This is a genomic window from Nocardioides aestuarii (assembly GCF_039527245.1).
In the GTDB taxonomy this organism is placed as follows: Bacteria; Actinomycetota; Actinomycetes; order Propionibacteriales; family Nocardioidaceae; genus Nocardioides; species Nocardioides aestuarii.
Genome location: NZ_BAAAJT010000002.1, coordinates 785,232 through 802,531, shown reverse-complemented (window position 1 = coordinate 802,531; position 17,300 = coordinate 785,232). Strand labels below are relative to the sequence as shown.

Sequence of the window (17,300 nt, the reverse complement as noted above, 5' to 3'; positions counted from 1 at the left end):
ACCACGCACACTGAACCCGCACCACCCCCGAACGAACGGAGCACGTCCCGTGCGACGACTGCGCCCCCACGCCACCCTGCTCGCCACCGGCCTTCTCGCTGCCAGCCTGGTGCTGGCCGGCTGTGGGGGCGACGAGGAGCCCGCCCCCGAGACCGGCCCCGAGGGCCAGGAGATCGCCGGCGGCTCGCAGTTCGACCAGACGTGGCCGCTGACCGGCCTCGACGTCGAGGGTGACGACTCCTCCGCGCAGACGCACCCGGTGATGGTGACCAAGATCGACAACACCTCGAGCAGCGCCCCGCAGCTCGGGCTGGGCTCGGCCGACATGGTCGTCGAGGAGCTGGTCGAGGGCGGCACCACCCGCCTGGCGGCCTTCTTCTACTCCGAGATCCCCGGGACCGTCGGTCCGGTCCGTTCGATGCGCGCCAGCGACATCGGCATCGTGTCGCCCGTCGACGCGCAGGTCGTGACCAGTGGTGCTGCCCCCGTGACGATCAAGCGGATCCAGGGCGCGGGCATCAAGTTCTTCGGCGAGGGCGCGGCCGGGTTCTCCCGCGCCGGCGACCGCTCGGCGCCCTACAACCTAATGGCCAACCTCACCGACCTGCTGGACGCGCAGAAGCCGGGGGAGGAGGCGCGTCCCGACGACTACCTGCCGTGGGGCGACGAGGCCGACCTGCCGAAGGGCAAGAAGGCGACCTCGGTCGACGCCAGCTTCGGCAACCACGTGACCTCGTGGGCCTACCGCGACGGCGGCTACGTCAACGACAACTCGTTCGCCGCCCCCGACGACCAGTTCCCGACCGACACCGTGCTGGTGCTCCGGGTCGAGGTCGGCGACGCCGGCTACACCGACCCGGCCGGCAACCCCGTCCCCGAGACGAAGTTCGACGGCACGGGTGAGGCGCTGATCTTCCACGGCGGCAAGGTCGTGAAGGGGAGCTGGGAGAAGAACGGCCTGGAGGACACCATCAGCCTGTCCACGAAGAAGGGCAAGCTCACCGTCCCGGCCGGCCACACCTGGATCGAGCTGGTCCCGCGCGCGGCCGGCAACGTCACCTGGAGGTGACCCTCCGCCCCACGCCGCGTCAGGACGTGGGGCCGTCGTCGCCCTGCTCGGCGAGGGCCTGGAAGCCGGCGAGGATGAAGGTGATGGCGGCCTCGACCCGGGCGGCGGCGGTCTCGGGGTCGTCGGCGGTCGACACGGCCTCGCCGGCCGACGACATGGCGCCGAAGAAGATCCGGGCGAAGGTCTCGACCATCGGCTCGTCGAGCTCCCACGAACCGGCCTCGAGGACCGAGTCGACGATGTCGTAGACGTGGGTGTAGGCCGAGCGCTCCTCCTGCTCGCGGTAGCGCGCGTAGCCGAGGACCGCCGGCCCCTCCAGGATCACGATCCGGCGGTAGGCCGGCTGCTGGACGACGACGAGGAACTGGCGCAGGCCGGCGATCGCCTTGTCCCACGGGTCCTGGTGTCCCTTGAGGGACTCCTGGATCGTCCGCGACGCCTCGCCCTCGACCTTCTCGAAGACCGCCTCGAAGAGGGCCTGCTTGCCGCTGAAGTGGTGGTAGAGCGCGCCCTTGGTGACCTCCGCGCCCGCGACGATCTGGTCGAGGGAGGCGGCGGAGTAGCCGTGCTCGGTGAAGAGCTCCTCGCCCATCTCGATGAGGGCTCGTCGTGTCGCCTGGGAGTACTGCTGCCGCCGCGAGGGCACGCGGGGCACCAGCTTGGACACGCTCGCCTTGGTCATCCGGCTGAGTGTAGGGCGTCACAGGTGATCGGGAACACGCTCGCGACTCTTTGCATACTCAGAGTATGTCTCCGTACTCTGAGTACGTACCGACGGTATGTTGCTGTTGGAACCACCTGAGGAGCAGACCATGACTCAGCACATGACCTCGACCGCCCCGACGTCCCCCATTTCCCGCTCGCGGGGAGAGATCCTCCGCGACGTGTCCGACGCCGCCGACCGGCGCCGCGACGGCGCCCTCCCGCTGGACGTCGACGGCGTGGCCGCCGCGTTCCGCGACGAGCTCGACCTGCTCGGTGCCCTCCAGCTGCGCTGGCACACCCGCCTCGCCGGTCGCATCGACCGCGAGCTCGCCCACCAGCCGCTCGACCTCGAGGCAGCCGTCGTGTCCGCGTGGCACGCGACCGCCGACGAGCTGCCCGGCATCCGTGCGGTCGTCGACCGCCACCGGGACCACCCCCTCGACGACGCCATGGCCCGCGCCATGGCGACCGCCACCCGCAAGGAGCGGACGTGGCTGGCCGTGATGGCCGGCCAGTCCGGGCTCGCCGACCCCCGCGCCCACGTCGTGGGGGAGGCCATCGAGGAGAAGGCGCGGGCCACCCACCGTCCGCGTCCCACCTCCCACCGGGACGAGCCGAAGAGCCTCGTCTCCCGGATCCGGGCGGCCCTCGCCGCCTGATCCACCCGACACCGCCCAGACCAGGCAGCCCCGCCCGACGCACCTCCCTGCACCGGCCACCTCCCTCCCGGCCGGTGCGCATCCCACCCGCGTCGGGCGGGGCTGTCGCATGATGGACCCGTGACCAGCGACGCGAGACCCCGGGCCGGGATGCTGCTCGTCGCCACGCGTGCGCTGATCGATCCCAACTTCGCCGAGACCGTCGTGCTGCTGCTCGACGTCGACGACGACGGCGCCCTCGGGGTCGTGCTCAACCGGCCGACGCCGGTCGCCGTGAGCGAGGTGCTCGAGGCGTGGCGCGACGTGGTCGCCGAGCCCGAGGTCCTCTTCCAGGGCGGCCCGGTCTCGACCGAGGGGGCGCTCGCGGTCGGCTGGCTGCGTGACGCCGACGACGTCCCGGTCGGCTTCCGCGGCGTCGCCGACCTGCTCGGGGTCGTCGACCTCGACACGCCGGTCGAGCTCGTCGAGGGTTCGTTGTCGGGCATGCGGATCTTCGCCGGCTACGCCGGGTGGGGCGCCGAGCAGCTGGCGGGCGAGATCGAGGAGGGCAGCTGGTACGTCGTCCCGGGCTCGCCGACCGACGTCTTCCGCGACGACTCCACCGGCCTGTGGCGCGACGTCCTGCGCCGCCAGCCCGGCGACCTCGCCTGGCACTCCACGCGACCCGCCGACCCCGAGCTCAACTGAGCTCAACCGACAGTGCCGATGTCTCCGATCGGAGTGGAGGGGGCTTCGGGCCGGTCGCCGGTGACGTAGGCTGGTCCCACCATGAGCACCCTCGGATTCGGCACCGGAACGGACACGATCGAGGACCGTCGTACGGTCCCGACCGACAGTCCAACCGATCCAGGCGACCACGAACGTTTTTCCCACTACGTCGACAAGGACAAGCTCACCGAGGCGATGGTGATGGGCACGCCCGTCATCGCCCTGTGCGGCAAGGTCTGGGTGCCCAGCCGGGCGCCGGAGAAGTTCCCGGTCTGCCCCTCCTGCAAGGAGATCTGGGAGAAGTTCAAGGGCGACGACGGCGACGGGGACGCTGACGAGTGAGTGACCGGCTCGAGCCGGTCCCCCTCTCACCCGCGTGGCCCGACCGCGCTGCGTGGGGGACGGCGCCCTCCCTGCGTGCCTGGCAGACCGCTGCCATGCGCGACTACTTCGAACGCGCTCCCCGCGACTACCTCGCCGTCGCAACCCCGGGGGCCGGCAAGACGACCTTCGCGCTCTCGGTCGCCAGCGAGCTGATCGGGCGGCGCATCGTCGACCGGATCGTCGTCGTCGCGCCGACCGAGCACCTCAAGAACCAGTGGGCCGAGGCCGCCGCCCGGGCCGGCATCCCGATCGACCCGACCTACTCCGCCGGCAAGGGCCGGACCTCCTCCGACTTCGTCGGCGTCGCGGTCACCTACGCCGGGGTCGGGGTCAATCCGCTCGCCATGCGGATCCGCACCGAGCGGTTCAAGACGCTGGTCATCCTCGACGAGGTCCACCACGCCGGCGACGCACTGTCGTGGGGCGAGGGCGTCCGCGAGGCCTTCGAGCCCGCGACCCGCCGACTGGCGCTGACCGGCACGCCGTTCCGCTCCGACGTCAACCCGATCCCGTTCGTGACCTACGCGCCCGACCCCGAGAAGGGAGCCGGCGTCCTCGTCAGCGTCCCCGACTACACCTACGGCTACGCCCACGCGCTGTCCGACCACGTCGTGCGGCCGGTCCTCTTCCTCGCCTACTCCGGCGACATGACCTGGCGCACGCGTGCCGGCGACGAGGTCGCGGCCCGCCTGGGGGAGCCGCTGACCAAGGACCTCACCGCCCAGGCGCTGCGGACGGCACTCGACCCACAGGGGTCGTGGATGCCGTCGGTGCTCGCCGCCGCCGACAAGCGGCTCTCGGAGGTACGCCGCCACGTCCCCGACGCGGGCGGGCTGGTCATCGCCTCCGACCAGGAGTCGGCGCGCGCCTACGCCAAGCTGCTGGCCGACATCTCCGGTGAGAAGCCGGCCGTCGTGCTGTCGGACGAGAAGGCCGCGTCGAAGCGGATCTCCGAGTTCAGCGACAACGACCAGCGGTGGATGGTCGCGGTCCGGATGGTGTCCGAGGGCGTCGACGTCCCCCGGCTCGCCGTCGGGGTGTGGGCGACCACGACCGCGACGCCGCTCTTCTTCGCCCAGGCCGTCGGCCGCTTCGTCCGGGCCCGGGCGAAGGGGGAGACCGCCTCGGTGTTCCTGCCGTCGGTCCCGACGCTGCTCGGCTACGCCTCCGAGCTCGAGGCCCAGCGCGACCACGTCCTCGGCCGCAAGGTCACCGACGAGGACGACATCTTCGCCGCCGAGAACGACCTGCTCGCCCAGGCCAACGCCGGTGACGCCGCCTCCGAGGAGCTCGCGCTGCCCGGCTACCAGGCGCTCGGGTCGGAGGCCCGTTTCGACCACGTCCTCTACGACGGCGCCCAGTTCGGCCACGCCGGCGAGGTCCACGTCGGGTCCGAGGAGGAGATGGACTTCCTCGGCATCCCCGGCCTGCTCGAGCCCGACCAGGTGCGCGAGCTGCTCCACAGCCGCCAGCAGTCGCGGCGTACGGCCCGGGAGCAGCAGTCGGCGGCGTCGGACCCGGTGACCGAGGAGGTCACGACCCACGAGCAGCTCGCGGTGCTGCGCCGCGAGCTCAACGGCCTCGTCGCCGCCTGGCACCACCGGACCGGGCAGCCCCACGGCGCGACCCACTCCCAGCTGCGCAAGGACTGCGGCGGCCCGGCGGCCGCCATCGCCAACGCCGACCAGCTGCGGCTGCGGATCGACCGGCTGCGTGAGTGGGCCGCTCGCCGTACGAGCTGACCACGCGTCGGCCCGGAGATCGCTAGAGTTCGAGGATGGCTGCCGAGACGAGCCAGACCCTCGACCGGGGCATCCGGGTGCTGATGGTGCTGGCCGCCGCGCCGCAGGGGCTGACCGTGACCGCGCTGTCGGAGACGCTCGGCATCAACCGCACGGTCGTCTACCGACTCGTCTCGACGCTCGAGCAGCACTCGCTCGTCCGTCGTGACGGGCAGGGCCGGCTCCACGTCGGCCTCGGCGTCCTCCACCTCGCCACCGCCGTCCAGCCGGTGCTGCGCGACGTCGCGATCCCGGTCCTGCGCCAGCTCGCCGAGCGGGTGGGCTGCACCGCCCACCTCACCGTCGCCGAGGGCGACGAGGCGCTCGCGCTCGCGGTCATCGAGCCGTCGTGGACCGACTTCCACGTCAGCTATCGCGTCGGGGCACGCCACCCGCTGACGAGGGGTGCGGCGGGCAAGGCGATCCTCGTGCTGCGCGAGCCCGACGGGCCGCCCTACGTCGCGACCTCGGGTGAGCTCGAGCCGGGCGCCCGGGGGCTCGCGGCTCCCGTCCGGGGTGTCGGCGGGCTCGAGGCGAGCGTCGGCGTGGTGACCCTGGTCGACATGGACGTCGAGAAGATCGGCCCGCTCGTGGCCGAGGCGGCCGACCGGCTCGCCGACCGGCTCCGCTGACCGCGGACGTCCTCAGGCGGGCCGGATCCCGGGGCCCGGCCGGGCCGCGATCTCGCGCGGCTCTGCGATGTGGTGGCCGTCGTCGCAACGGACCTCGACGTGGACGGGGGAGTCGCAGCCGCGGTGGACGAACTCCACGGGCGGCCCGTCGTCGTCGGCGTACCAGCGATCACCCCACGCGGCGACGGCGACCATGACCGGGAAGAGGCCGAAGCCCTTCTCGGTCAGCCGGTACTCGTGGCGCTCGCGCTGTCCGTCCTCCCGGTAGGGGACACGCCGCAGGATGTCGTGGTCGACGAGCACCGCGAGCCGGTCGGTGAGTACCTGGCGGGGCATCCCGGTGTGGCGGCGCATGTCGTCGAAGCGACGGATGCCGTTGGCGACCTCGCGGATCACCACGAAGGTCCACCGCTCACCGAGGACGCCCATCGCGCGACCGATGGTGCAGTTGTCGGTCGAGAAGGCGAGGGCGGGCGGTGTGGCCATCCGCACATGCTAGGTCTGGTTGACAGACTCAGGCAAGGACGCGATGCTCGATCCATGACGCAGACCCAGCCCTTCCGCACCGAGTCGCGCACCCACGAGTGGGCCGTGCCCGGGCAGGGGGACCTCGCCTCGCTGGCCGGGTCCGACGGGCTCGCGCAGCTCCACGCCATCCGTGAGGGCACGCTCCCGCCGCCGCCGATCATGGCGACGCTCGGCGTCACCGACCTGCGTGCCGAGCGCGGTCGGGTGGTCGTGGAGATGCCGGCCGCGGAGTTCCACTACAACCCGCTCGGCGGCGTCCACGGCGGCGTGATCTCCACGCTGCTCGACACGGCGGCCGCCTGCGCCGTCCACTCGACGCTGGCCGTGGGGGAGGCCTACACCTCGCTCGACCTCACCGTGAAGTTCCTGCGCCCGGTCACCGTCGACTCGGGGCTGCTCACCTGCGAGGGAACCCTCCTCCAGCGCGGCCGGCGTACGGCGCTGGCCCAGGCCCAGCTCACCGACGAGCGCGGCAAGCTCGTCGCCCACGCCACCTCCTCCTGCATGATCTTCCCGCCAGCCTCGGCTCCCTAGCTCAGGGCGAGGGGGAGGACCCGGTAGGGGACCTGGGTGGCGAGGGCGATGACGGTGGAGGAGCGGACGATCGCCTCGTCGGCGAGCACCCGGTCGATGACGCGCTGGAGGTCGGCGTTGGAGCGGGCGACGACCCGCGCCCACATGTCGCCGCTGCCGGTGATGGTGAAGACCTCGAGCACCTCGGGGATCCGTTCGAGGTGTCGTGCGACGGTGTCGTGACCGGCGCCCTGTCGGATCTCCAGCGTCAGGAACGCGGTCACCGGATAGCCGAGTGCCTCGGTCGAGAGCTCCGGACCGAAGCCGGTGATGACGCCGGTCGCGAGCAGCTTGTCGAGGCGGGCCTGCACGGTGCCGCGCGCGACGCCGAGCTGTCGTGACGCCTCCAGCACGCCGATGCGGGGCTCGTGTGCGAAGAGCTCGAGCAATCTGCCGTCCAGGTCATCCATGGTGTCTCCGAGAGTGTGCAAGTTGTGCAGCGTTTCGTCGTACTGTTGCACAGAATGACGTATCTCGACAGGCTGCAGGCATGACTGACTCGACGTTGACCGTGCTCACCCACGAAGAGGAGCAGGCGGGGCTGACCCTCGACCAGCTCAAGCAGCTCGTCGGCCTCGTCGAGTACGACGCCACCAACGACCCCTTCCCGGTCGTCGCCCAGGACGCCGTCTGCTTCGTCGTCGGCAACGCCACCCAGACCGCGACCTTCTACCAGCTCGCCCTGGGCATGGAGCTCGAGGCCTACCGCGGCCCCGAGAACGGCCACCGCGACTCCAAGTCCTACGTCCTGCGCTCGGGCTCGGCGCGCTTCGTCTTCACCGGCGGCGTGACGCCGGACAGCCCGGTCCTCGACCACCACCGCAAGCACGGCGACGGCGTGGTCGACCTCGCGATCGAGGTCGCCGACGTCGACCAGTGCATCGAGCACGCCCGCGCCCAGGGAGCGACCGTCCTGGTCGAGCCCCACGACGAGTCCGACGAGCACGGCACGGTGCGGACCGCCGCGATCGCGACCTACGGCGAGACCCGCCACACCCTGGTCGACCGGTCGAACTACGACGGCCCCTACCTCCCGGGCTACGTCGTGGCCCAGACCCGGGTGACCCGGCCCGAGGGCCACCCGAAGCGGCTCTTCCAGGCCGTCGACCACTGCGTTGGCAACGTCGAGCTCGGCCGGATGGACGAGTGGGTGTCGTTCTACAACCGCGTCCTCGGCTTCACCAACATGGCCGAGTTCATCGGCGACGACATCGCGACCGACTACTCCGCGCTGATGTCGAAGGTCGTCGCCTCCGGCAACCACCGCGTGAAGTTCCCGCTCAACGAGCCGGCCGTGGCGAAGAAGAAGTCCCAGATCGACGAGTACCTCGAGTTCTACGACGGTGCCGGCTGCCAGCACATCGCGCTCGCGACCAACGACATCCTCACGACCGTCGACGTCCTGCGCGGCAACGGCATCGAGTTCCTCGAGACCCCCGACTCCTACTACGACGACCCGGCGCTGCGCGCCCGGATCGGTGACGTCCGGGTGCCGATCGAGGAGCTGAAGAAGCGCAAGATCCTCGTCGACCGCGACGAGGACGGCTACCTCCTCCAGATCTTCACCAAGCCGATGGGCGACCGGCCGACGGTGTTCTACGAGTTCATCGAGCGCCACGGCTCCCTGGGCTTCGGCAAGGGCAACTTCAAGGCGCTCTTCGAGGCGATCGAGCGCGAGCAGGACCGCCGCGGCAACCTCTGATCCCTCCGCTCCTCCTGCACACCCCCGGTCGGTCACCGACCGGGGGTGTGCCGTATCCGAGACTCCGCCTTGTTGGTCTGGACCGGCTGTGGGTCCATGGAGACAGCGCAGGATCTTCCTGACGAGGCAACGGGGGTTGCAGTGGGCATGTGGGCACGAGTTCTCGGGTACGCCGCGGGCGTGCTCGGTGCCGCGTGCCTCTGGCTGCTCCTCGGCAGCTCCCCGGCCGCTGCCGACGAGGCTCCCGTTCCCGCGGACCGCGACGCGGTCGGCCAGCTCGCCGGCACCCTCGCCGACACCACCCGCACGGCCGTCGACACCGTCGCCCGGCCCGTGCGCAACGCTGCTCCCGAGGCCGTGAAGCCCGTCGTCGACGCGGCCACCGACACGGCGACCACCACCGTCGACCGGGCCGCCACCACCGTCGGGCAGGTCGTCGACCAGCCCGTCGCCCGGACCGTCCGCGACACCGTCGAGGCCGTCGCCGGCCACACCGATGCTCCCGCCGACCCGGCGCCGGAGCCGGCCCCCCACCAGGCCCAGCCCCCCACGCAGCAGGTCGAGCACCAGCTCCCTGCCAGGGCCGTGGAACGGGTGCGGCACCGACCGCGGACCGACCACCGGACGGCTCCGGCCGTCACGGTCGGGTCCGCCGTCGGACCCACCGTGGGGCTGGCGACGGCGCCGTCGGCGAGCGGCTCCGGGTCGCTCACGTCCGAGTCGGCCGCCCGGGCGCCGGCGCTCCACCTCGACGACGTGGCCCCGTCCGACACCGCCAGCCCCTCGGGCAGCGGCGGTGCGGGTGCCGCCGCCGACGCGGTCGACCGCGTCGTACTCACGGCGCCGGTGGGCGTCGCCGTCCCGGCTGCGGCACGCAGTCGAGTTGTGCTGTCACCGGCCTCGTCGCCGGGATTCTCACCTGACTGAGCTGGTCGTCGTCGATCCCCAGCGACCGTCCGGTCGCTGACGACCCCAGACCCTTCAGGAGAGAACCATGAACGCGGCACTGCGCCGTGGCGTGGTGAGCGGGCTCTTCGCCGGAGGATTCGTCCTCCTCGGCGTCGCCACCGCCACCTCTGCCTCGGCAGACACGGGAGACCAGGGCCTCGCAGTCCTCGGCTCCACCGACGGAGCCGGAGGAATCGGCTCCGGCAACCAGACGGACCTGGACCTCGAGGCGCCCGTACGGGCGGTCGGCAACCAGGTCACCGCACTGGGCAGGCACAACCAGAACCACTCCACGACCGCCGGTGCGCCGGCGGCCCCAGCACCCCGTCCCGCAGCAGCACCGGACGACACCTCCGGTGAGGACGGCGTGCTGTCCGGCAACCAGACGACCGTGTCGGCCTGCGCGCCGGTCACCGCGGACGGCAACCAGGTCACCCTCGTCGGTGACGGCAACCAGGGCTCGTCGGGCGGCTCCCGTGATGCCTGTGAGTCCGTCACCGTCGGGGACGCCGGCGCGACGTCAGGCGAGGACGGCGTCGGTTCCGGCAACCAGACGTCGATCGACATCTGCGTGCCGGTCACCGTCTCCGGCAACCAGGTGACCGGCGTCGGCGACGACAACCGCGCCTCGTCCGGAGGATCAGGAGCGACGTGCGGCGCGAAGGAGCGTGCGCCCGGCGAGACCTCCGGTGAGGACGGCCTCGTCTCGGGGAACCAGACCTCGCTCGACGTCTGCGTGCCCGTCACCGCGACGGGCAACCAGCTCACGGTCGTCGGCGACGACAACCAGTCGTCGTCGTCCGGGAGCGGGTCGTCGTGCGGCGAGGACGCGGCCGACGGCGGTACGCCGGGCGACACGTCCGGTGAGGGTGGTGTCGGGTCGGGCAACCAGACCGTGCTCGACCCGATGGTCCCGGTCGACGCGACGGGCAACCAGGTGACCGTGATCGGTGACGGCAACGCCAACGACTCGTCTTCGGGGGGCGAGGGCGATGGGACCGGCGGATCGGGGACCGGTGACACGTCCGGTGAGGGTGGTGTCGGGTCGGGCAACCAGACCGTGCTCGACCCGACGGTGCCGGTCGATGTCATCGGCAACCAGGTGACCGTGATCGGTGACGGCAACACCAACGACTCGACGTCCTCGGGCGGCGAAGGTGACGGGACCGGCGGATCGGGGACCGGTGACACGTCCGGCGAGGACGGTGTCGGGTCGGGAAACCAGACCGTGGTCGACCCGACGGTGCCGGTCGACGTCATCGGCGACCAGATCACCGTGATCGGTGACGGCAACGCCAACGACTCGACCGACGAAGGTCCGGGTCAGGACCCGGGGGACGGCGACGACGGTGACGACGGTGACGGCGACGGCCCGGGTGATGGCCCGGGCGGACAGGACGGCGGTGACGACTCTCCGGGCGACACCGACGTCCTGCCGGGCCAGGTGCGAGCCGGGGCCCTCGTGGCCGCGCCCCGCGCACCGACGGCGGTGTCCGCCGGCCTCCGGGCCGCGAGCCCGGCGGCGCCCGCGTCGTGGCCCGCGGGTCCGCTGCTGATGCTGCTGCTGGGTGCGCTCTGCGTGGCCCTGGCGGGGAGGAGGTCCTGGGTCACCCGCACCTGAGCGCTGACCACTGCTTCCCGCGGCTCCCGCTGCCCCCCAGCACCGCGCGCCGCGCCCGCTCCCCCCTGGGCGTGGCGCTGCGGGGGCCGAGGGTTGGTCGCCGGTCCGGTCCGCCGCAGCCGCGTCGGCCGGGCCGGACCGGCCCTGCCCCGTGACGTGCCCGGCTCCCTCCGGGGCACGTCGCGGGGTCAGGAGCGGTAGGGCGCCCCGACGGAGGCGTCGTCGCGCACCACGACGGTGCCGGCGGCACGGTCGTGGATCGTCTGGCGACGCACGCCCAGCGCGCACAGCGGGTCGGCGAGGCTGAACACCAATACCGCCAGCCACGCCACCACCGCGACCGCCAGCGACCCGCCGACGAAGACCGCGACCTGCAGCAGCTGGACGAGCAGGAACTGCACGGCGAGCCGTCGGGCGATGACCGACCAGCCGAGTCGCCCGTCCTCGGTCCGCGGCCGTACCCGCAGCCCGAGCGCCATCTTGCCGGGCGTCCGGCCACGCCAGCGGAGGAAGAGGGCGTGGTAGACCAGCACGACCACGGCCGGGGCGACGATGAGCAGCACCCAGTGGTCGGCATAGCCGGTCGTCCACAACGCGAAGAAGTCGCCCGGCGACACGGTCTCGCCGGCCTCGATCCGGCGCATCAGGTCCTCCTGCTGCGCCAGCATCTCCCGCTGGACGGAGATCTGCGCAGGCAGCGTGAACGGCAGCGCGGCGATCACGCCCACGATGCTGTCGAGCACGAACGCGGCCACGCGCCGCCACCATCCGGCCAGCTCCTGGCCGTCCGGTGTCGCCGGACCGACCCGGCCCGCGGCGTACGGAGCCGGCGCGCCGCCGGCGACGTGGTCGGTCCACGCGGAGCCGTCCCACCAGCGCACGACCCCGGACCCGGGCGATGCGCCGGGGTCGGCGTACCACCCGGCCGCCGGACCCCCGCCCGCGTCACTCACCGAGCGGCGCGCCGTCGCAGCAGTTGGCCTTCATGTGGCAGTGCGGACACAGCCACCGGGTGGAGATCGGGTCGAACTCCCGACCGCAGTAGTCGCACGGCATGGCCGGAACCGTACGCCGTCCGGTGGCCCCGCCCGCAGAGGCGCGACGACGTCGGGCGGACCGACCGCCGGCTCAGGTCAGGTCGCCGACGAGCTCGTCCTCGGCCTGCTCGGTCGCGGACGGGGCCGCTGCGGGTCGGAGGTGACGAGCGCCCAGCGCGAGCACCAGCACCGCCACCGCCACGCAGCCGGCGCCCATCCAGAAGGGGACGTGTGCGGAGTACTCCTCGCCGAGCCGGCCGGCGGCCCAGGGGGCGACCGCCCCGCCGGAGAACCGGACGAAGGAGTAGGCCGCCGACGCGACCGGCCGCTCGACCGGGGCCGCACCCATGACGGCCTCGGTGATGACGGTGTTGACCACGCCGAGGAACGCGCCCGCGACGACGACGCCGACGACGAGCGCGGCCCGGTGGTCGGTCAGCAGAGCCATCATCACGAGGTCGAGGGTGAAGAGCGTGAGGGCGCCGAGCAGGGTCGGCACCGCGCCGAAGCGACGCTGGAGGAGCGGCGCCGCCCAGACCGACGTGAACGCCAGGAGCAGGCCCCAGCCGAAGAACACCAGCCCGACCTGATGGGCGCTCATGTCCAGCGGGAAGGGGGTGAAGGCGAGCAAGGTGAAGAAGCCCATGTTGTAGAACAGCGCGGTCACGGCGAGCACGAGCAGTCCCCGGTGGCGCAGCGCGCGGAAGGGGTCGGCGAGGCTGGTCCGCCGCGGCGCCGGGGGCGTGGCCGGCAGCAGGACGGCGGTCGCGACCAGGGCGACGGCCATCAGCACGGACACGCCGAGGAACGGTGCCCGCCACGAGACCGAGCCGAGCGCGCCACCGAGCAACGGCCCGGTCGCGATGCCGAGTCCCAGGGCCGCCTCGAAGAGGATGATCGCGCGGGCCGTGCCGCCGCGGGCGGCCATCACGATGGTCGACAGCGCAGTGGCGATGAAGAGGGCGTTGCCGAGGCCCCACCCGGCGCGGAAGCCGACGATCGCGCCGATCGAGTCGGAGAGCCCCGCCAGCGCCGAGAAGACGATGATCAGGGCCAGCCCCGCCATCAGCGTGCGCTTGGCGCCCAGCCGGCTCGACACGACGCCGGTGACCAGCATCGCCACGCCCATCACCGCCATGTAGCTGGTGAACAGCAGGGACACCTGGCTGGGCGACGCGCCGAGCTGGTCGGCGATCGGCTTGAGGATCGGGTCGACCAGGCCGATGCCCATGAAGGCGATGACGCAGGCGAACGCCACAGCCCACACGGCGCGTGGTTGGTCGAGGAAGCGGCGGAGCGAGCTGGTCGGGGCGGACGTGGAGGTCAACGGGGTCCTTCCTGGGGTGGGTCGAGGACGTCGCGCAGGACGGCCACGGCGGCGGCGACATCGGCGGGGGAGCGGTCGTGGGCGGCCAGCCGGTCGGCGACGGCCCGGCCGTGCGTGCGGCGTACGGCGGCGAGGTGGGCGCGGCCCGCGTCGGTGAGGCCGACCCGGAGCACGCGCGCGTCGCGCGGGTCCTGGGTCTTGGTCACCCAGCCGAGGTCGACGAGCGTGGTGACGGTGCCCGACATCGTCGGCTGGGAGCAGCTGTCGGCGGCGGCGAGCTCGGAGACGCCGCGCGGGCCGTGCTGGTCGAGCAACGAGAGCACGCGGACGCCAGCGGGTTGGTCGAGGTCGCGGCGTACGGCGCGGACCAGCCGTGCGGCCAGCACCACCAGCTCGCTGCCCAGCTCCTCGAGGTCGTCGTCGCTCACGTCCTCCCACGTTACATAGGGACCCTATGGAAATCCAGTCGCGTCGCTCCCGTCGACCGGTGGCCGGTCGGGCAGGATGAGCCCATGCCGACCTATGTCGCGTTCCTGCGCGCGATCAACCTGGGGGCGACCCGGAAGTTCCCGAAGGACGCGATCGTGGCCGCGACCGAGAGGGCCGGAGGGACCGATGTGGCCACCCACATCAACACCGGCAACGTGCTGCTGACCAGCACCCGTCGCTCACGCGCCAAGGTCGAGGCGGACCTCGAGGCCGCCTACGAGGCCGACCGCGGGTTCGCCGTCCCGACGATCGTTCTGACGCCGTCCGAGCTGGTGCAGGTCGCCGACGACGCCGACGAGCTCGGCGCCGACCTCGCCGAGGGCGGCCGCCACTACGTCTCGCTGCTCAAGCAGGAGCCGAGCGCCGCCGGCCGCAGGGTCATCGAGGCCGGCGGTGGTGAGGGTGAGCGCGCCGTCGTGCGCGGGCGCGCCGTCCACCTGCTCGTCGACGGCGACTACCACACCGCGGGACTCACGAACGCCGAGGTCGAGAAGGCGCTCGGCGTCGCGACCAACCGCAACGCGACCGTCATCCGGGCCGTCGCCGCGAAGTGGTGCGGCCGGTGAACGGCCAGGTCCCCGAGGGCTGGTACGCCGACCCGCAGGACCAGACGCCCGGTGCCGAGCGCTGGTGGAACGGCTACTCGTGGACGGCCCATACGCGCCAGCGGCCCGCCGACCCGGCACCGCCTCCTGTGGAGGAGCCGGTGTGGGGCGCCGCGCCCGCGTCGTACGCCGCCGAGCCGACCGCCCCGACGGCGCCGGCCACGACCACCCCGACCGCGCTCCCCGACGGCACGCCGCTGGCGCCGCTCGGCCAGCGCCTCGGCGCCTACGCCATCGACGTCGTGCTGGTCTGGTTCGTCGCGTCGGTCCTGCTGGGCTTCCTGGCCGGTGCCCGGCTGCTCGTCGAGGAGCTCGCCGGCCTCGACGCCTTCGGCCTGTTCAGCTTCCCGCTCCGGCCGCTCGTCATCGGCGGCCTCTGGCTCGGCTACCAGTGGCTGGTGCTCACCCGCCCGATGCCGAGCCTCGGCAAGCGCATGCTCGGCCTGGGGGTACGCCGCCTCGAGCCGTCCCCCGGGGCGCCGGCCGGCCTCGACTCCTCGACCGCGTTCCGGCGGGCGCTCGCCGGGGGCGGCGGCGTCCTCTTCGTGATGTTCCCGGGTTCGCAGCTGTTCGGGGCTGCGCTCCTCGGGCTCGACGCCTACCGGATGCAGCAGGACCACCTGCGCCGACCGTGGCACGACCAGGTCGCCGGCACCGTGGTGGTCCGGCCGACGGTCACCTGACCGGAGCCGGGTCCTCGGCCGGGGCGCGCTCGAGCGTGCGCACGGCACGCGACCCGAGCGTCGCGAGGCAGATCAGCGCGTAGGCCGCCGCGGCGCCGACGAGGACGGGGCGCAGGCCCAGCCAGGCAGCCAGCGGTCCGACGACGACCTGGCCGACGGGCACGGCGACGAGCGAGCCGAGGGCGTCGTAGGAGAAGGCGCGCGAGAGCTTGTCCTCGGCGATGTTCTCCTGCATCGCGAGGCTCCACCCGACCCCGAAGAGCTCCATCCCGACCCCGGCGACGAAGGCGCCGGTCATCAGCAGCGGCAGGACGGGCTCGAGGCCGAGCATCAGCAGGGGAGCGGCGAACAACGACACCCCCAGCATCCCGGCCCGCAGTGGACGTCGGATGCGCACGCGCATCATGACGAGACCGCCGGCGACCAGCCCGACGGCGAACGCCGAGAGGACGTAGCCCCATCCCACGGCACCGATGGTGTCGAGGGCTCGCGGCGGTCCCAGCGTGTGCCAGGCGCCGGCGATGATCGCGTTGAGGAGCGCGAACGCCAAGACCACCTGCCAGAGCCAGGCCGTGCCCCGGAACAGGCTCCACCCCTCGCGCAGGTCGTGGAGCACGCTGGTGGCGGCCTCGCGGACCGGTGGTGGGATGCGCACCGGCAGGAGCAGCAGCAGGGCGACGAACCACGTGAGGGCGTCGACGGCGAGCGCCCAGCCGGGCCCGACGGTCACCACGAGCGCCGCGGCCGTGGTCGGGCCGACGGCGAGCAGGGCACCGCGGGTCGTGGCGAGCAGGGCGTTGGCGGCCTGGAGCTGGGACCGCGGGACCAGCTGGGGCACCATCCCCTGGGTCGCCGGGAAGTTCGCGGCGTCGGCGGTGCCGTTGACCGCGGCGATCACGGCGAGGTGCCACAGCTCGGCGTGGCCGGTGATCACCAGCGCAGCGGCCGTCCCCTGGGAGATGGCCGACACCCCGTTGGACACCTGGATGACCAGCCGTCGCCCGACCCGGTCGGCGATCACGCCGCCCGCGAGCAGCAGGAGCACCGTCGGGATGCTGCGGGCGGCCAGCACCTGGCCGAGGGCCGTCGCGCTGTCGTCGATCGCCAGCACGGCGAAGGCCAGCGCGACGGGGGCCATCGTCGTCCCCCACAGGTCGACGGCCTGCGAGGCGAAGAACCAGCGGAACCTGCGGTCGCGCAACGGCGCCAGAGCGCCGTCGCGCCAACTCACGAGGGGTCCATCTCGAAGATCGCCGAGGTCATCGCGACCTTGACGGTTCCCTCGGAGCGCGGCGGCCGGGCAGCGCCGTGCAGTCGGTTGGAGCACTGCTTGAGCAGCGCCTTCACCTCCTCGAACACCTCAGGGCTGACCCAGAGCTCGGCGTCGGTGAAGTTGCCGGGCGTCCCGGCGGCGGCCGACGTGCGCCGGACGAGCTCGGCGGCCATGGCCCTCACCCAGGCCTGACGCTCCTCAGGATTGCGGGCGGTGCGGTGCTCCTGGTCCCACGGGTGGCGGTAGCGCTTGGCCACCCCGCCCCGGATCACCTCCTCCGAGGCCACGACGAGCTGGCCCGCCTCGAGCAGCTGGCGGAGGTGATAGCTGGCGTTGGCGTGGGTGAGGTCGAGCTCGCGCGCGACCTCGGCGGCACTCATCTCGGTGCCGGTCAACAGGCTGAGGATCTGCAGCCGCACCGGGTGGGCGGTGGCGCGCAGGGCCTGGGTCGCGTCGTCAGTCATGTCAACCCTCCAAGAACTCTTGGGGAGTATGGCCCGCGCACTGCTCGACTGTCAAAGGGTTGTTGGAGGGTTGCTGGCTAACGTCGGATCCGATGCGCTTCCCACGGGCTAG

At 72.6% G+C, this 17,300-nt stretch carries 20 protein-coding genes; 12 read left to right on the top strand and 8 right to left on the bottom strand.

Annotated elements, in window-relative coordinates; genetic code table 11:
- Nucleotides 1-49 precede the first annotated feature (49 nt).
- Entirely contained in the window at nt 50-1,069 is a 1,020-nt protein-coding gene (locus ABD091_RS04065; RefSeq protein WP_343915865.1) for a DUF3048 domain-containing protein, read from the top strand.
- A 19-nt stretch (nt 1,070-1,088) separates the two neighbouring features.
- Here the strand turns inward: ABD091_RS04065 and ABD091_RS04060 are convergent, their stop codons facing one another.
- Nucleotides 1,089-1,751 (bottom strand): TetR/AcrR family transcriptional regulator, encoded by a 663-nt coding sequence (locus ABD091_RS04060; protein WP_343915864.1) that lies wholly within the window; start codon nt 1,749-1,751, stop codon nt 1,089-1,091.
- 130 nt (nt 1,752-1,881) lie between these two features.
- Between ABD091_RS04060 and ABD091_RS04055 the strand changes: the two genes are divergently transcribed.
- The 5 genes from ABD091_RS04055 to ABD091_RS04035 all read left to right on the top strand — a co-directional run bounded on the left by ABD091_RS04055 (nt 1,882) and on the right by ABD091_RS04035 (nt 5,938).
- The gene (locus tag ABD091_RS04055; protein ID WP_343915863.1) at nt 1,882-2,433 is read left to right on the top strand and encodes a hypothetical protein; all 552 of its coding nucleotides are present in this window, start codon (nt 1,882-1,884) and stop codon (nt 2,431-2,433) included.
- 120 nt (nt 2,434-2,553) lie between these two features.
- On the top strand, nt 2,554-3,120 hold the full coding sequence (locus ABD091_RS04050; RefSeq protein ID WP_343915862.1) for a YqgE/AlgH family protein: 567 nt from the start codon (nt 2,554-2,556) through the stop codon (nt 3,118-3,120).
- Between the two features lie 81 nt (nt 3,121-3,201).
- Nucleotides 3,202-3,483 (top strand): DUF3039 domain-containing protein, encoded by a 282-nt coding sequence (locus tag ABD091_RS04045; protein WP_343915861.1) that lies wholly within the window; start codon nt 3,202-3,204, stop codon nt 3,481-3,483.
- Between the two features lie 95 nt (nt 3,484-3,578).
- On the top strand, nt 3,579-5,267 hold the full coding sequence (locus ABD091_RS04040; protein ID WP_379189194.1) for a DEAD/DEAH box helicase: 1,689 nt from the start codon (nt 3,579-3,581) through the stop codon (nt 5,265-5,267).
- A 35-nt stretch (nt 5,268-5,302) separates the two neighbouring features.
- Nucleotides 5,303-5,938 (top strand): IclR family transcriptional regulator, encoded by a 636-nt coding sequence (locus tag ABD091_RS04035; protein ID WP_343915860.1) that lies wholly within the window; start codon nt 5,303-5,305, stop codon nt 5,936-5,938.
- 12 nt (nt 5,939-5,950) lie between these two features.
- Here ABD091_RS04035 and ABD091_RS04030 read toward each other — a convergent pair whose 3' ends face one another.
- Nucleotides 5,951-6,424: a winged helix-turn-helix transcriptional regulator gene (locus ABD091_RS04030; RefSeq protein ID WP_343915859.1), complete on the bottom strand. Its 474-nt coding sequence runs from the start codon at nt 6,422-6,424 to the stop codon at nt 5,951-5,953.
- A 54-nt stretch (nt 6,425-6,478) separates the two neighbouring features.
- Here ABD091_RS04030 and ABD091_RS04025 point away from each other — a divergent pair, with 54 nt between their 5' ends.
- Nucleotides 6,479-7,000, top strand: coding sequence for a PaaI family thioesterase (locus ABD091_RS04025; protein ID WP_343915858.1), 522 nt, complete (start codon nt 6,479-6,481; stop codon nt 6,998-7,000).
- On the opposite strand, the gene ABD091_RS04020 is transcribed toward ABD091_RS04025, so the two are convergent.
- Complete coding sequence (locus ABD091_RS04020) at nt 6,997-7,449, bottom strand: Lrp/AsnC family transcriptional regulator (protein ID WP_343915857.1); 453 nt, start codon at nt 7,447-7,449, stop codon at nt 6,997-6,999. The two genes, ABD091_RS04025 and ABD091_RS04020, sit on opposite strands and share 4 nt — an antisense overlap.
- A gap of 80 nt (nt 7,450-7,529) precedes the next feature.
- Here ABD091_RS04020 and hppD point away from each other — a divergent pair, with 80 nt between their 5' ends.
- From hppD to ABD091_RS04005, 3 genes are all read left to right on the top strand, one after another.
- Nucleotides 7,530-8,741: a 4-hydroxyphenylpyruvate dioxygenase gene (gene hppD / locus ABD091_RS04015; protein ID WP_343915856.1), complete on the top strand. Its 1,212-nt coding sequence runs from the start codon at nt 7,530-7,532 to the stop codon at nt 8,739-8,741.
- 147 nt (nt 8,742-8,888) lie between these two features.
- Nucleotides 8,889-9,668 (top strand): hypothetical protein, encoded by a 780-nt coding sequence (locus ABD091_RS04010; protein ID WP_343915855.1) that lies wholly within the window; start codon nt 8,889-8,891, stop codon nt 9,666-9,668.
- Between the two features lie 67 nt (nt 9,669-9,735).
- Nucleotides 9,736-11,310, top strand: a complete 1,575-nt coding sequence (locus ABD091_RS04005; RefSeq protein WP_343915854.1) for a chaplin family protein — start codon at nt 9,736-9,738, stop codon at nt 11,308-11,310.
- 188 nt (nt 11,311-11,498) lie between these two features.
- Here ABD091_RS04005 and ABD091_RS04000 read toward each other — a convergent pair whose 3' ends face one another.
- The 3 genes from ABD091_RS04000 to ABD091_RS03990 form a co-directional block, all read right to left on the bottom strand.
- A complete protein-coding gene (locus ABD091_RS04000; protein WP_343915853.1) occupies nt 11,499-12,263 on the bottom strand; it encodes an RDD family protein in 765 nt (254 codons plus the stop codon).
- A gap of 175 nt (nt 12,264-12,438) precedes the next feature.
- Nucleotides 12,439-13,674, bottom strand: a complete 1,236-nt coding sequence (locus ABD091_RS03995; protein WP_343915852.1) for an MFS transporter — start codon at nt 13,672-13,674, stop codon at nt 12,439-12,441.
- Nucleotides 13,671-14,102: a MarR family winged helix-turn-helix transcriptional regulator gene (locus tag ABD091_RS03990; protein WP_343915851.1), complete on the bottom strand. Its 432-nt coding sequence runs from the start codon at nt 14,100-14,102 to the stop codon at nt 13,671-13,673. The genes ABD091_RS03995 and ABD091_RS03990 overlap by 4 nt, the downstream gene beginning before the upstream one ends.
- A gap of 84 nt (nt 14,103-14,186) precedes the next feature.
- Here ABD091_RS03990 and ABD091_RS03985 point away from each other — a divergent pair, with 84 nt between their 5' ends.
- Nucleotides 14,187-14,729: a DUF1697 domain-containing protein gene (locus ABD091_RS03985; protein WP_343915850.1), complete on the top strand. Its 543-nt coding sequence runs from the start codon at nt 14,187-14,189 to the stop codon at nt 14,727-14,729.
- On the top strand, nt 14,726-15,451 hold the full coding sequence (locus tag ABD091_RS03980) for an RDD family protein (RefSeq protein ID WP_343915849.1): 726 nt from the start codon (nt 14,726-14,728) through the stop codon (nt 15,449-15,451). The genes ABD091_RS03985 and ABD091_RS03980 overlap by 4 nt, the downstream gene beginning before the upstream one ends.
- Here the strand turns inward: ABD091_RS03980 and ABD091_RS03975 are convergent.
- Both ABD091_RS03975 and ABD091_RS03970 read right to left on the bottom strand, forming a co-directional pair.
- Nucleotides 15,444-16,682, bottom strand: coding sequence for an MFS transporter (locus ABD091_RS03975; RefSeq protein ID WP_343915848.1), 1,239 nt, complete (start codon nt 16,680-16,682; stop codon nt 15,444-15,446). The genes ABD091_RS03980 and ABD091_RS03975 overlap by 8 nt on opposite strands.
- Entirely contained in the window at nt 16,679-17,188 is a 510-nt protein-coding gene (locus ABD091_RS03970) for an ArsR/SmtB family transcription factor (protein WP_343915847.1), read from the bottom strand. Before ABD091_RS03970 ends, ABD091_RS03975 begins: the two co-directional genes overlap by 4 nt.
- Nucleotides 17,189-17,300: the final 112 nt, after the last annotated feature.

Excerpts from the sequence above, each read along its gene's own strand:
- ABD091_RS04060 (WP_343915864.1), bottom strand. The coding sequence starts at position 1,751 with ATGACCAAGGCGAGCGTGTCCAAGCTGGTGCCCCGCGTGCCCTCGCGG.
- ABD091_RS04055 (WP_343915863.1), top strand. The coding sequence starts at position 1,882 with ATGACTCAGCACATGACCTCGACCGCCCCGACGTCCCCCATTTCCCGC.
- ABD091_RS04045 (WP_343915861.1), top strand. The coding sequence starts at position 3,202 with ATGAGCACCCTCGGATTCGGCACCGGAACGGACACGATCGAGGACCGT.
- ABD091_RS04040 (WP_379189194.1), top strand. The coding sequence starts at position 3,579 with ATGCGCGACTACTTCGAACGCGCTCCCCGCGACTACCTCGCCGTCGCA.
- ABD091_RS04035 (WP_343915860.1), top strand. The coding sequence starts at position 5,303 with ATGGCTGCCGAGACGAGCCAGACCCTCGACCGGGGCATCCGGGTGCTG.
- ABD091_RS04030 (WP_343915859.1), bottom strand. The coding sequence starts at position 6,424 with ATGGCCACACCGCCCGCCCTCGCCTTCTCGACCGACAACTGCACCATC.
- ABD091_RS04025 (WP_343915858.1), top strand. The coding sequence starts at position 6,479 with ATGACGCAGACCCAGCCCTTCCGCACCGAGTCGCGCACCCACGAGTGG.
- ABD091_RS04020 (WP_343915857.1), bottom strand. The coding sequence starts at position 7,449 with ATGGATGACCTGGACGGCAGATTGCTCGAGCTCTTCGCACACGAGCCC.
- hppD (WP_343915856.1), top strand. The coding sequence starts at position 7,530 with ATGACTGACTCGACGTTGACCGTGCTCACCCACGAAGAGGAGCAGGCG.
- ABD091_RS04010 (WP_343915855.1), top strand. The coding sequence starts at position 8,889 with ATGTGGGCACGAGTTCTCGGGTACGCCGCGGGCGTGCTCGGTGCCGCG.
- ABD091_RS04005 (WP_343915854.1), top strand. The coding sequence starts at position 9,736 with ATGAACGCGGCACTGCGCCGTGGCGTGGTGAGCGGGCTCTTCGCCGGA.
- ABD091_RS03985 (WP_343915850.1), top strand. The coding sequence starts at position 14,187 with ATGCCGACCTATGTCGCGTTCCTGCGCGCGATCAACCTGGGGGCGACC.
- ABD091_RS03970 (WP_343915847.1), bottom strand. The coding sequence starts at position 17,188 with ATGACTGACGACGCGACCCAGGCCCTGCGCGCCACCGCCCACCCGGTG.